We start from the raw sequence: 13,855 nt of genomic DNA, 5'->3' as shown, positions 1-13,855 counted from the left end.
TTAAATTTACTAAAAACATATTCCCTATATATAAATAAAAAAACACAAATGGTAAAATTTCCATTTGTGTTTCAATACTATATTAATGTGTGATATGTTGATTTTCATCTTCAGGAGGTGTTGATTTTGTAATAAAGAATGCTGTAATTAATCCAATAACTGCTAATACAATCGCAAACCAATATGCATGATGCACACCAACAGTTAAAGCATCATTGATTGCTTGTTTCGTAGGTGTAACACCTTCTAATGCTTTCTTTTGCCCATGTGTCATAATACTCACAAATATTGACACACCCATTGCACCTGCTATCGGTTGCATCATATTACCTACTGCTGTGCCGTGTGGATATAAATGTTTAGGCAATTGGTTAATACCATTTGTATGACTTGGCATCATAATCATTGAAATGCTAACCATTAATACGATGTAAACCAAAATAAAGACAAACATCGGAATCCCTGGATGAATCGTTGAATAAAAAATCATTACTAAACTTAATAATAACATGCCTGGAATAATCATTTTTCTAGGGCCAATTTTATCAAAAATACGTCCCATTACAGGTGATAAAAACCCATTCAATAATGCCCCGGGTAATAATATCATCCCCGCAGCTTTCGCACTAAAGCCCATCGGACCTTGTAAATAAATCGGCATCACAATTTCTGAAGCAAACATGGCCATAACCACTATCACAAAGATGAATATACCACGCGCAAAGTTTGCATATTTAAATACCGATAAATCAAGTAATGGTACTTCAAGACGTACTTGACGAATACCAAATGCAATTAATGATACCAAGCCAATAATAATTATTGTCGCAACGACTGGATTTAAAAAGCCGCCTTCTGTATTACTTACCGAACTAAACCCATAAATAATACCAGCAACACCAATCGTTGATAGAATAACCGATAATAAATCAATTTTCGGTTTCGTCACTTCCCCAACATTTTCTAAATATTTAAAAGCGAATAATATTGAGAAAATAACAAACGGCACGACACTAAAGAATAACCAACGCCATCCTAGCATGTCCACAATAACACCTGATAAAGTTGGACCAATTGCTGGAGCGAACATCATTACCAATCCGAAATTACCCATCACTTTACCACGTTCATGGGGCTCAAATAAATTCAACATAGCATTCATAATCGTAGGAATAAGTAATCCTGTTCCAGCCGCTTGAATCATACGTCCAATTAATATCATCGGAAAGTTAATTGCTAAACCAGAAATTAATGTTCCAACCAAGAAAATGCTCATCAAACCAATAAACATTTGTCTCGTTGTAAACCATTGAATTAATGACGCTGATAACGGCATCAAAATACCCATTATCAACATAAATCCCGTAGCTAACCATTGTACGGTCGGTGCATCTACTTTAAATACATGCATGATTTCAGTCATCGCAATGTTTAAAAGTGTTTCATTTAAAAATGTAAAAAATGCACCAATTAAAAAAGTAATCATAATGATGTTTGATTTTTTCATGTTGCCTCCATAAAAAGAAGTGGTTTACACCACTTCTAAAAAATTATTTTAATGTTTGTAAATATTGATCTAAATGAATATATGCCTTACTGAAACCCACTCGCATATCACCATTCGTTTAACTTCATTTTATGTCTATACATCTTACACTATTTACTTCATGAAAACAATATCGCTGTCTGTGTAAATATACAAAATTTTCATATTGGATTCAAATGGTTTTACTTATCAAAGTTTTTTAAAAATTGGTATACTAAAGTTAATTCAAAACAAAGGAGCATGATTATGGAATTAAATAAACAAGTCTTACAAACATTTTTACGTGAAGCGCATGTAAGAGACTTTGAAATGCAAGAAGAACCAACAAGTATGCATCGTTTAGATTATGTACAAAACCCTCAAGACCCAAATATTTTTGAGTTTAAATTAACTTTTATGTTTGCACATTTCGGCACACAAATTGATGGTGTCATTGAATCAAGTATCCTTGTACAAAATCCTACAGACACGCCAGTTGATGTGATGGAAGATATTAAAAAAGACGAAGATGGCTATGCAATCCCATTATATTCAAAAGCAAGTGCTGTCATTGCGAAATTATCAGAAGATCGTGGTTCATTCCCATTAATCGTTCCTGTAGATCATTGGTTTAGTGAAGAATAAAAATTGAGAGGCTGGAACAACAATGTCCCAGCCTCTAACTATGCCCTTTTAGTAAATGAATGAATGTCTACAACGACTTGGTCTAACTTTTTAGCGGCTTGTTTCATCATATTTCTAGCCACTTGATTATTAGGATCCAACTTTAATATTTGCTTTGATACATCAAATGCTTCTTTATCACTAATCACTGGATTCGGTACCGCGTATAAGAATAGAAGTTGTAATAAACTTTTAATTTCTTTATGGTCTGTTAATTCTACAGAGCGTGTCGCATGGTAATACGCACTTTCAAATGCGCCAGACACTTCACTTAATGGATACACTAACAATAAAAATGCCAAATCATGCAATTCAACAGTTTCATGATCTTTCATTAATTCCATTAAAAATGTATAAAATTGAATCGACTCACTATCGTGACTCGCACTAATAAAAGCTTCTTCAAACATTAAAAAGTCGGTAGTTTGCATCAATTCTTTGACAGCTTCAAAGTTGCCACCTAAAACATAATATTCAATCTTATCTTGTAACTCACTTCTCATTGATGCACCTCCTCAATTATTTTCATTAGCCTTTTGATTTTAACACAAATTACATATATATGCTAACAATAAAAAATACATTTTATTAACAATTTCTTAATAAATACATGTATTTCAAAGATGCTTTTAAGTTTGTGTAAATTTTAACTTCATGCGACCTACATTTTATATACTTGCATTGTAAAATCATTATAAACCAATTTATTTTGGAGGTATATATGAAATCAATAAAGTTACTGATTACATTATTAATTTGTGTTTGCTTAATGGGAATCAGTTATTTTCCTATAAAATCTTTCGTAGAAGCGAAACAAAAAGGACCTGTACTTACAATTGGTTTAATGACAGACATTCAATATTGTGATTGTGATTCACGTAAAGTATTTAAAATTGTTTGGTCAGATCGCCATTACAGAAAGTCTTTGAAGAAATTAGATGAAGCAGTTCAAACATTCAATAAAAAAGATGTAGATTTTACGATGAATGCAGGAGATTCTATAGATCATGACTTTAATTCTTACAAACCGGTGATAAAACGTTACGACAAGCTTAATAAACCTCTATATAACGTTTTAGGAAATCATGATTTTCCGAATCATAATTTAGATGCATTAAAGCCTTTAAAAATGGAACGCGATTATTATAGCTTTTCTAAAAAAGGATATCGCTTTATCTTTTTAAATACGAATGAAATCAGTACATACGCTACAAAAGCAGGTACAAAAGAATACGATGAAGCCATTCATATGTTAAGTGGCTTGCAACAACAACATAAAATATTTGCTGAGCATTACAATGGTGCATTAAGTAAAAATCAATTAGCTTGGTTTGAAAAAGAACTCAAAAAAGCAAAAAAATTAGGTGAAAAAGTGATTATTACTGCACATCATCCTGTGTTCCCTGTTAAAGAAGACAATGCTTGGAATGCAGATCAAGTGTTAAAGTTGATGGATAAATACAATAACGTAGTTGCGTATTTTAATGGTCATTCTCACGAGGGCTATTATCATATCAGAAATGGTGTCCACCATATGAATTTAAAAGGAATGCTTGAAACTAAAAATAAAAATAGTTTTGCCGTATTAAAAATTTATAAAAACCAAATGTTCTTAGATGGGTATGGACGTGAAAAAGACCGTATATTAAAAATTAAAAAGGTATATAAAAAATAAAACAGAAAGGAGTATACCCCTTTCTGTTTTATTTTTTAAGACTGATTATATTTTCTTAACAACACTTGATTTCAAGCCGATTTGACCGAAACCATCAATTTTACAGTCAATATCATGTCCGTCTTCTGGGTCAACAAGTTTAATGTTTTTTACTTTTGTTCCTTGTTTAATAACTGATGAAGACCCTTTTACTTTTAAATCTTTAATGACAGATACAGTGTCACCATCTTGAAGTGGATTACCGTTTGCATCACGGATGACAACGACTTCAACTTCTTCATTAATAGGCCATTCATGAGCACACATTGGGCATACGTAATTTAACCCATCTTCATAAGCATATTCTGATTCACATTGTGGGCAATTTGGAATTGTCATAAGTTCTCCTTATAATCGATATTTGATAATTTATAATACCATATTAGTCTGTATATAAGATAGATTCAATATCAAGTAATGTTCTTTTCATTGCAAGTCCGCCTCTAAAGCCAGTTAATTTGCCATTTTTACCGATGATACGGTGACAGGGAATTGCAATGAATACAGGATTTTCACCAATCGCGCCGCCTACCGCACGAACTGCTTTAGGATTTTGAATCTCATTTGCTATCTCTCCGTAAGTACTTGTCTTACCAAATGGGACTTGTATCAATGCTTGCCAAACAGATTTTTGAAATGCTGTTCCATACAAATCAAACGTCCAATCAAAGATGGTTAACTGTTTATTGTAATAAAGGTGAATATCTTTAATGTATTTTTCATTAAAGTCATAAGCAGCTTGACCGTATATTAGCGTTTCATCTTTCAAATAGCGTTGAATACGACGTAACAAATCATCTTTGTTATCATCATTAGCAAAGTACATGACACCTTTGTTTGTACTTGCCAAAACATGATGTACATTTTGAATGTCAAATTCACTAATATAAATTGTCATTAAACGCGCTCCATTTCAATATGTGGAATAAAGTCTTCAAACGCAATATCAGATTGTCTTACAAATCCAAATTGTCCATAGAAACCTTCTAAATGCGCCTGTGCATGTAATGCAATCTTTTTATTTGGGTAATGCTCTTCTATATAAGCAATGCATGTTTCAAGTAATTGTTTACCTAATCCTTGTCCTCTAAATTTAGGATTTGTAATGATTCTACCAATATAAATTGCGTCATTTTTTTCAATGATACGTGCATATGCTTTAATTTCATCTAATCCTTTCATATATACATGTGTTGCAGTTAGATCCACATCATCAATTTCAGGATAATCACACTTTTGTTCAACAACAAATGTATCTACTCTTAATTTTAAAATATAAAACAATTCTAATGGTGATAAATCTTCTAATTGTTTATAATGCCACATGCTAATTCCCCCTAACGTTGTAATGATTTTATACCATATATTACGGGAAATAAAGTATTATTATCATATTATATGATTATTTATACAAAAAAAGAGATGTCAAATGACATCTCTTTTAAACTTATTTAATTAATATCTGTAGTAACCAGTAATTGAACCATCGATATAAGATACTGCACGTTGTCCAACACCTTCATAAGGGTTTAAAGCGTCAACCATTTGACCATTTCCAATATATACACCAACGTGGCTACCGCCGTTGAAGAATACTAAATCTCCAGGTTGTGGATTACTTACAGGTGTACCTGCCGCCATTTGAGCGTAAGTTGTACGTGGAATTGATTTACCCATTGCTGCCATTACTTGTTGAGCGAATGATGAACAGTCTACAGCTGTAGCTGAGTTAGCACCAAATACATATGATTTACCTGCTGCAATTGATAATGCAACACTTGCAACATTATTATTTACTGAAGTTGTTGCTGCTGGTTTATATTGACGTTCTGCATTTTGTGAAAATGAACGTACTACTGATGATGATTCATTTGAAGTTGTGTATGTTGTATCAAATGAAACTGGGTTTAAGTTTGAAGCGTTAAAATTTTGGTTATAAGTATTATATGATGTTGAATAAGAAGTTGTGTTCGCATTCACTTTACCATATGCTGCTGCATCTGCTGTATGTGTCCCTACTGTTGCTAATGATGCTAATGTTGTTAAAGTTACGATAGTTTTTTTCATAAAAAATAAATCCTCCAAAATAATCTTTTATTTTATGTTGCTGAATATGTGAATTAAAATTACAAAATGAATCATAACACGTTTAAATAGCCATATGGGCAATGTTATTGTTTTGTTATACAAGTGTGATATTTATTTTTTTGCTGTAACATACATCTTTTTACAAATATCAATGCTAAAATCCCTTTACAATAGGCTTCTAATATTAAATCGAAATCATTATACACATAATTTCATATGCAAATATTACAAAATATTTCATAAAAAATAAGCATGTTCCCATGCTTATTAGACCATTATTCAGTTGATTTTATCTTCTATATTTCCAATTTAATACGAGTAAAATGATGATCATTGCAAACGGAATAATCACTTCCATTTGTGGTATTGTACTTTTAATAATCACCGAAGCAATAGCAGCTACTATAAATGCAATCCCCATATAAGGATACAATTTTGCTAAATTTTCTTTTTTATACTTCGTTTTAATTTCCATGTTTCTTATATTTTTGCCTACATATATTAAATAAATGCCTACTACTGCCATTAAAATATACATTAAATAATTCGCTAACATAATTCACCTCTTAATATATTGTACAAAAAAAACGTCGCATAAGCGACGTTAAAATTAATATCTATAATAACCCGATACATATCCGTGTACCCAATCTACACGACGTTCTCCAACACCGTTATAAGGGTTTAATGCATCTACCATGCGACCATTTCCAATATATACACCAACGTGACTTCCACCATTAAAGAATACTAAATCTCCAGCTCTTGGTTTATATACACGTTTACCTGCTCTCATTTGCGCATATGTTGTACGAGGGATTTTTTTACCCATCGCTCTCATAACTTGTTGTGCAAATGCTGAACAATCTACTGCATAGTTATTGTTTGCTCCATATTGATAAACACGATGTGCTGCAATGTTTCTAGCTACTGCAACTACATTTTTACTTGGTTTTTTATATTTAGTAGAATATTTTTTTGCTGCATCTGCTTCGTGTGTTGGCACCGCAGTTAAAACTAATGCTGATGTTGCTAAAGCTAATAATGTTTTCTTCAAAATAATATCCTCCATAAGTTCATACGTTAGTTTTTATACGTTTTCTTGATGTCATAACTATAGCAAAATAAAAATACAAATAGTGTATTGTAATGTATTTGTTACATAAATACTATGTTTAGCGATACAATGTTACAAAAATATTTTAAAATGTTTTTTTCATGCATTAGCTTCCAAATGCTGATATATCATTGTTTCCCGACTCTTCATATAAAACTATAACTTTTAATATTACAGTCAAATGTTACAAAATGTAGTAAATTCAGATTTTTCAAACAATATGTTGGCGTCATGTAATATTTTTTAATACAATAGATTTAGCAGTAAAAAATTTACTTAAAAAGGGGATATTTAAATGAAAGTAGAATTTAAAGATCAATATCAATTATTTATTAACGGTGAATTTGTTGATGCAGAAAACAAAGAAACATTAGAAGTGCATAACCCTGCTACAGGAGAAGTATTAACAAAAATTGCTAAAGCTACAAAAGGGGATGTAGATAAAGCAGTTCAATCAGCAAAAGACGCGTTTAAAACTTGGAGACACTCAACTCAAAATGAACGTGCTGCAATTTTAAATAAAATCGCAGACGTGATTGATGAACATAGAGAAACTTTAGCACGTATTGAATCAATGAATGCTGGTAAAGCATTACGTGAATCATTAAACATCGATATTCCAATGGCAGCAGATCATTTTAGATATTTTGCAGGTGTGATTACAGCTGATGAAGGAACAAGTAAAGACTTAGCAGCAAACACATTAAGTATTATTCGTCACGAACCGATTGGTGTTGTTGGTGCGGTAGTCGCATGGAACTTCCCAATGATTTTAGCATCATGGAAATTAGCGCCTGCACTAGCAGCAGGTAATAGTGTAGTCATTCAACCATCATCATCTACACCACTGTCATTATTATATTTAGCAGAAATTCTTAAAGATGTGTTACCTAAAGGTGTGTTAAATGTATTAACAGGAAAAGGGTCTGAATCAGGAGATGCCATTTTCAATCATGAAGATGTCGCAAAAGTTTCATTTACAGGTTCAACAGAAGTGGGTTATGGTGTGGCAGATGCAGCTGCAAAACGATTAGTACCAGCGACATTAGAGCTTGGTGGTAAATCGGCAAATATCATTTTTGATGATGCAAACTTAGATCAAGCTGTTGAAGGTGCACAACTTGGTATTTTATTTAACCAAGGTGAAGTATGTTCTGCAGGTTCAAGACTTTATGTACAAGAAGGCATTTATGAAGAATTCTTAAGTAAATTAAAAACAGCATTTGAAAACGTTCGTGTCGGTGATCCTTTAGACATTAACAACCACTATGGTTCACAAACTGGACAAGCACAAATGGATAAAATCGAAGAATATATTAAGATTGCTAAAGAAGAAGGATTAAACATTGTCACTGGTGGCGAAAGATTAATGGATAATGGTCGCGACAAAGGATTCTTCTTCCCACCAACAATTATTGAATTTGAAGATAACAAATCAAGACTTGTTCAAGAAGAAATCTTTGGACCAGTTGTAGTGATTTCTAAATTTAAAACACAAGAAGAAGTCATTGAAAAGGCTAATGACTCAATTTATGGTTTAGCAGGTGGTATCTTCACTTCTAATATTAACCGCGCATTACAAGTCGCAAATCAAATTGATACTGGTCGTATTTGGATTAATACTTACAACCAAATTCAAGCAGGTTCACCGTTTGGTGGTTACAAAAAATCAGGAATTGGACGTGAAACTTACAAAGAAACATTACGTCATTACCAACAAGTGAAAAACTTATACATCGACTTCTCAGATCAAGCTAAAGGTATTTATCAATAAAATGAAAACGCCCGTACCGATTAGTACGGGCGTTCTTTAATATTAATGATGATGATCGCAAGTTTTATGCATATCAATAACCATACGACCTTGAATTTTACCGTCATGCATTTCTTTAAATACATCATTTACTTCATGTAAACAACGAGTTTCTACAATCGGTACAACTTTACCTTCAGCACCAAATTGGAAAGCTTCTTTTAAATCTTCACGAGTACCAACTAATGAACCTACAATTTCGATACCGTCTAATACCGTTTTAACGATTGCTAAATCCATAGTTTCTGGTGGTAAACCAACACAAACTACTTTACTAGCTGCACGAACACTATTTACAGCTTGGTTGAATGCTACTTTTGAAACTGCAGTTACGACAGCTGCATGTGCACCGCCAACTTCTTTTTGAATCCATTCCCCCGCATCGCCATTTGTAGGATTGAAGATTAAATCTGCACCTACTTCTTTAGCTAATTGTAATTTATCATCATTAATATCAATTGCAATTACTTTTGCATTAAATACGTTTTTAGCATATTGAATTGCTAAGTTTCCTAAACCACCACAACCATAAATTGCAATGTATTGGCCTGGTTTTACATTAGAAACTTTAATCGCTTTATAACAAGTAACACCCGCACATGTAATACTTGAAGCTTGTGCTGGGTCTAAACCTTCAGGTACTTTAACAGCATAGTCAGCTTTAACGATACATTGTTCAGCCATCGCACCATCTACTGAGTAACCCGCATTTTTTACTTCACGACAGAATGTTTCTTTACCGCTCACACAATATTCACAATGACCGCATCCTTCAAAGAACCAAGCAATAGAAACACGATCACCTACTTTTAAACTTGTTACATCAGGTGCAACTTCCTTAACAATACCAATACCTTCATGACCAACAACCGTACCAGCAACATCACCAAAGTCCCCTGCTGCAACGTGTAAGTCCGTATGACAAACACCACAATACTCTACATCTACTAAAGCTTCACCCGCTTCAATCGGACGTAACGTTTTTTCCACTAAATCTAAGTAACCTTTATTTTCTTTACTCACTACTGCTGCTTTCATATTAACCCCTCCGGTTCATTTTTGTTTTTTGATTTTGTATTTGTTTTATGTTTGTGAATCTTTTCACATATATTATATAATGAATGTGTTATTATGGTTACCCATTTTATTGAATATTTTGTGGCAAACTCCGTATTCATTACGGTTTGTACGTATGGTATGTTTACTGAGTTTGTAAAATGTCCGAAGATAGGAGTGTTTTTTGATAATTCTTTACTTATTCACCTATCCTTGTATTGCAAATGTCCGAAGTTTGTTACTTCTTCGGACATTTCATTACATATTCACCTATTCTTCTCTTACAAATGTCCGAAGTTTGTTACTTCTTCGGACATTTCATTACATATTCACCTATTCTTCTCTTACAAATGTCCGAAGTTTGTTATTTCTTCGGACATTTCATTACATATTCACCTTGATTTCTCTTGAAAATGTCCGAAGTTTGTTACTTTTTCGGACATTTCATTACATATTCACCTTGATTTCTCTTGCAAATGTCCGAAGTTTGTTACTTTTTCGGACATTTCATTACATATTCACCTATTCTTCTCTTGCAAATGTCCGAAGTTTGTTACTTTTTCGGACATTTCTTTATATAGCCAAATCTAAAAATGATTGTCCTTCTTACGATAATACTTCCGATCACTAGTTACCCCATTAAAATCATAATTTTTCATTAGCAATCTTCTAACAGTCTTCTCATGTAATCCGGTCCACTCGACTATTTCTTTTTTAGTAGGTAATCGATTGGTTAGTGTCTCAATTTCTTCATAAGCTTGTAGAACAGCCATTTGATTTGAAATTTTATGGCCACACCTAACACATTTCATTGCTTGCTTTTGCTTTATGCCTTCTATTGCAATCGCATTACAGTTTGTGCATTTTAATCCTTTTTTTAATTGGTTGAAATCATAATAATGTATGCGTTCATTTGGATTGGCTTGCTTATGCAATTTGACTAAATGCTGACCCAGCTGTGTCATTTCTTTTGTTACGACGTTGCACGATGATAAATAATTTTGAACTTTCTTTAAATCAGCCGGAAACAAAAATCGCTCATCACCATCAAATCCATGTAACTCCAAATTGTCATTAATCAAAACGATACGACTGACTAATTTTTGTGTGTAACCATGTTGCGCGAGAAATCCATTTAAATTATGATGTGCTTCTTCTAATTGTTGCAACACATCTTTTTGTACATATCCTTTTTCACTTTTGAAGCTTCCTCTTCTATATGAATAAAATCCAGAAAAATTCTTTACTTCAAAATGAAACACAGTACTTTCAGTAATCACAATAAAATCATACTGACACCTGTTCGGTAATTCTAAACTCACATCCCAAATAATATGTATATTTTTAAACGCTTTGATCATTTCAAAAAACTTTAATTCACCATAATATCCTTGCACATAGCCAAAAATTTTGGCTTTATCGTATTTTTCTAAAAGACATCGTTCATGCACTGTCGTTAAATATTTTTGGTAATTCGATTGTTGATGTTTTTTGAGTATCAAAATGTCACCTCCATTTGCAATATAATGGAAAACTCACTCCTTTGTAAAGTCCCTAAAACCCTTTAACCACATGCTTTCATACAGTTTTTCAATTTTAGCGCTTAAGAATTAAAAAAACATCTATTCAATCTCAACAGAAATTGAATAGATGTTTTTAAAAATTTAATTTTGCTAAATCACTGTCCCAATGTGAAAGTCTTTTATAGGCCGCTTCGTATAATTTTCGAGAAGTATAGTTTTGCATCATCGCTTTTGAAACAACATCACTATCACTTTGAATGCTTATGCCATCCAACAACGCTTCATCAGACTGATCTTTCTTTATTGAAGCCATCATTAAACGACCTTCAATATCATCATCTTCAAGAGAATCAATATGCTCTATCTCAACTTTCAAATCATACATTTTAACCAATTGCTTTGCGACATAATAAGCATCGTTATAAGCAATGATTTCAAATGACTTAATATGTAAACCCTTTATCAGTTCATAAAATTCTCTTGCATAGTCTTCTAAATGTCTTTCATCATCACACGGTTTGCTATGACCAACGCCTGCGGGATTCATCATTAAGAAATGATCATCATCCGTTTGATAATAATATCCAATAAACACTTCATCTAAAGGTTGCAAAATGACTTTACACGGACCGTCACCTTCAACATAAACATATTCTAAACCATTGTATATAGGAAAATGGACAACGCCTGGTACTTTTATTTGATAATCTCTCATTTCTTTTAAAGAACCAATAACCTTAATACCTTCACAATGAATCACATGCTTTAATCTCTCATGAAAAAACGTATCACTAATACATTGCGCTGTATTACCTAACATTTCACCAACAATACGTGCAGGATGAACCAATCCTTGTTCATTTGGGATACTTGTATCTATTAAATATTTAATAATATCATCATAATAATCTACCTGATTCGTACAAACTTGTTGACGCATAATACGTAAATCACCTGATTCATTTGCTAAACGTTGCCATTCACTTTGATAATGATTATATTCTGATTCACTCAATTGTCTTGCTTCCAACTGATTTAACATCTTTGCTTGTTCAACACCAATTTCATTCGTACTACGAACATCCCAATTCAAAAGATCTAGATGTTCACTCAAATTCATTAATTTGATAAGATGAAAAGGTAATTGATGACACAAGTAATAAAGTGCTGTTATTTCTCTTGCATTGTTACAACACCAAAATTTCACCGGTTCATCTATATCGCTTAATTGTGCATGTACTGGCAATTCCAAATGCTTTAAGTTACCTACTTCAAAGTCGTAATCTAGTATTAACACTGGCTCTTTCAATGCATGTTGTAATAAACGTCCTGCACTTAAACTCGTAGAAACATGTAGCATAGCAACCTCCATACAATATTTAACAATACTATATCAATAAGGAGCTTCTCAATGCAAATCAAAACAATGACGAAAAATGAAGCATTAGAAATCATAAAGTGGCAATATGATGAACCTTATGACTTCTACAACTTTCCAAATCCAGAACAATATGAACTCGAAATATTAAATGAAAATTACCGCACTCAGTATTTTTACTCAGTATACGAAAACAACGAGCTGATTGGTTTATATGAAATTCATGTAGAAGACAACATTGCAACTTTAGGTTTAGGAATGAAACCTGATAAAACTGGACAAGGGAATGGGCAACAATTTGTTGAAAATGCTATCCACTTCATCAAAACACAATATCCAGAAGTTATGATCATTGATATCGCTGTCGTATCATTTAATGAACGCGCGATGAAAGTGTATGAACGCTGTGGATTTACGCATTATGATGATGTACTTATGATGAGTTACAGCACTTTGCATGAATTTGTAAAAATGAAAAAAGAAATATAAAAAAATCGCCTCACTTTCGGCATAAGTGAGGCGTCATTTATTTCATTGGGAGGTTTCATGAAAAATAATCTTTCGGCTGATTACTTCATGGTTATAATATACCCTAGAAAAATGAAATTTTAATGAAAATACAATTAGGATACAAAAAATATTCAATAAAAACCTGATGCAAATGCATCAGGTTTTCAATAATTAACGTTGTTGAGTTTGTTGTGCTTGTTGACTTTGACCTTGTTGAGGTGCTGGACGATTTTGATTTTGACCATGCTCATGATGTGATTTTTCTTTTGTTGTATCCTTAGTCTTTGCTGCATCCGTTGTTTTAGTAGTTGTATTTGAAGTTGTATTTGTTGCAGCATGTACATCTGTTACTCCTGATGCGATTGTTAAAGCGCCTACTGCGATTAATGATGTTGCTAATAATTTTTTCATATTAAATCTCTCCTTTTGGTTGATAAGACTATATTA

At 32.6% G+C, this 13,855-nt stretch carries 16 protein-coding genes; 4 read left to right on the top strand and 12 right to left on the bottom strand.

Annotation, left to right across the window (positions count from 1 at the left end; all coding sequences use genetic code 11):
• Positions 1-82: 82 nt before the first annotated feature.
• Entirely contained in the window at positions 83-1,507 is a 1,425-nt protein-coding gene (locus ER639_RS07015) for an MDR family MFS transporter (RefSeq protein ID WP_129065070.1), read from the bottom strand.
• Positions 1,508-1,792: 285 nt separating this feature from the next.
• On the opposite strand from ER639_RS07015, the gene ER639_RS07010 reads away from it, so the two are divergent.
• Entirely contained in the window at positions 1,793-2,170 is a 378-nt protein-coding gene (locus ER639_RS07010) for a hypothetical protein (protein ID WP_129065069.1), read from the top strand.
• 38 nt (positions 2,171-2,208) lie between these two features.
• Here the strand turns inward: ER639_RS07010 and ER639_RS07005 are convergent, their stop codons facing one another.
• Positions 2,209-2,712, bottom strand: coding sequence for a hypothetical protein (locus ER639_RS07005; protein ID WP_129065068.1), 504 nt, complete (start codon positions 2,710-2,712; stop codon positions 2,209-2,211).
• A 218-nt stretch (positions 2,713-2,930) separates the two neighbouring features.
• Between ER639_RS07005 and ER639_RS07000 the strand changes: the two genes are divergently transcribed.
• Complete coding sequence (locus ER639_RS07000) at positions 2,931-3,884, top strand: metallophosphoesterase (protein WP_129065067.1); 954 nt, start codon at positions 2,931-2,933, stop codon at positions 3,882-3,884.
• 45 nt (positions 3,885-3,929) lie between these two features.
• Here the strand turns inward: ER639_RS07000 and ER639_RS06995 are convergent, their stop codons facing one another.
• From ER639_RS06995 to ER639_RS06970, 6 genes are all read right to left on the bottom strand, one after another.
• Complete coding sequence (locus ER639_RS06995) at positions 3,930-4,262, bottom strand: zinc ribbon domain-containing protein YjdM (RefSeq protein ID WP_129065066.1); 333 nt, start codon at positions 4,260-4,262, stop codon at positions 3,930-3,932.
• Positions 4,263-4,305: 43 nt separating this feature from the next.
• The gene (locus ER639_RS12525; protein ID WP_129065065.1) at positions 4,306-4,821 is read right to left on the bottom strand and encodes a methylated-DNA--[protein]-cysteine S-methyltransferase; all 516 of its coding nucleotides are present in this window, start codon (positions 4,819-4,821) and stop codon (positions 4,306-4,308) included.
• Complete coding sequence (locus ER639_RS06985) at positions 4,821-5,249, bottom strand: GNAT family N-acetyltransferase (protein WP_129065064.1); 429 nt, start codon at positions 5,247-5,249, stop codon at positions 4,821-4,823. Before ER639_RS06985 ends, ER639_RS12525 begins: the two co-directional genes overlap by 1 nt.
• A gap of 129 nt (positions 5,250-5,378) precedes the next feature.
• Positions 5,379-5,990, bottom strand: coding sequence for a C40 family peptidase (locus ER639_RS06980; RefSeq protein ID WP_129065063.1), 612 nt, complete (start codon positions 5,988-5,990; stop codon positions 5,379-5,381).
• A gap of 310 nt (positions 5,991-6,300) precedes the next feature.
• On the bottom strand, positions 6,301-6,567 hold the full coding sequence (locus ER639_RS06975) for a hypothetical protein (RefSeq protein ID WP_129065062.1): 267 nt from the start codon (positions 6,565-6,567) through the stop codon (positions 6,301-6,303).
• A gap of 54 nt (positions 6,568-6,621) precedes the next feature.
• Positions 6,622-7,068 carry a C40 family peptidase gene (locus tag ER639_RS06970; RefSeq protein ID WP_240664007.1) on the bottom strand — a complete coding sequence of 149 codons (447 nt, stop codon included), beginning with the start codon at positions 7,066-7,068 and terminating at the stop codon, positions 6,622-6,624.
• A gap of 355 nt (positions 7,069-7,423) precedes the next feature.
• On the opposite strand from ER639_RS06970, the gene ER639_RS06965 reads away from it, so the two are divergent.
• Complete coding sequence (locus tag ER639_RS06965; protein ID WP_129065060.1) at positions 7,424-8,902, top strand: aldehyde dehydrogenase family protein; 1,479 nt, start codon at positions 7,424-7,426, stop codon at positions 8,900-8,902.
• A gap of 42 nt (positions 8,903-8,944) precedes the next feature.
• Here ER639_RS06965 and adhP read toward each other — a convergent pair whose 3' ends face one another.
• The 3 genes from adhP to ER639_RS06950 all read right to left on the bottom strand — a co-directional run bounded on the left by adhP (position 8,945) and on the right by ER639_RS06950 (position 12,880).
• Positions 8,945-9,979, bottom strand: a complete 1,035-nt coding sequence (adhP, locus tag ER639_RS06960) for an alcohol dehydrogenase AdhP (protein ID WP_129065059.1) — start codon at positions 9,977-9,979, stop codon at positions 8,945-8,947.
• 605 nt (positions 9,980-10,584) lie between these two features.
• Positions 10,585-11,499, bottom strand: coding sequence for a nuclease-related domain-containing protein (locus tag ER639_RS06955; protein ID WP_129065058.1), 915 nt, complete (start codon positions 11,497-11,499; stop codon positions 10,585-10,587).
• Positions 11,500-11,653: 154 nt separating this feature from the next.
• Complete coding sequence (locus tag ER639_RS06950; protein ID WP_164993387.1) at positions 11,654-12,880, bottom strand: DUF3658 domain-containing protein; 1,227 nt, start codon at positions 12,878-12,880, stop codon at positions 11,654-11,656.
• 51 nt (positions 12,881-12,931) lie between these two features.
• On the opposite strand from ER639_RS06950, the gene ER639_RS06945 reads away from it, so the two are divergent.
• On the top strand, positions 12,932-13,387 hold the full coding sequence (locus ER639_RS06945) for a GNAT family N-acetyltransferase (protein WP_129065056.1): 456 nt from the start codon (positions 12,932-12,934) through the stop codon (positions 13,385-13,387).
• Between the two features lie 192 nt (positions 13,388-13,579).
• On the opposite strand, the gene ER639_RS06940 is transcribed toward ER639_RS06945, so the two are convergent.
• Positions 13,580-13,819, bottom strand: a complete 240-nt coding sequence (locus ER639_RS06940) for a hypothetical protein (RefSeq protein WP_129065055.1) — start codon at positions 13,817-13,819, stop codon at positions 13,580-13,582.
• Between the last annotated feature and the right edge of the window lie 36 nt (positions 13,820-13,855).

This window comes from Macrococcus sp. DPC7161, from assembly GCF_004117835.1.
Classification (GTDB): Bacteria; Bacillota; Bacilli; order Staphylococcales; family Staphylococcaceae; genus SDSC01.
The sequence above is the reverse complement of the archived record's forward strand: the minus strand, read 5'-3'. Positions and strand labels throughout refer to the sequence as shown.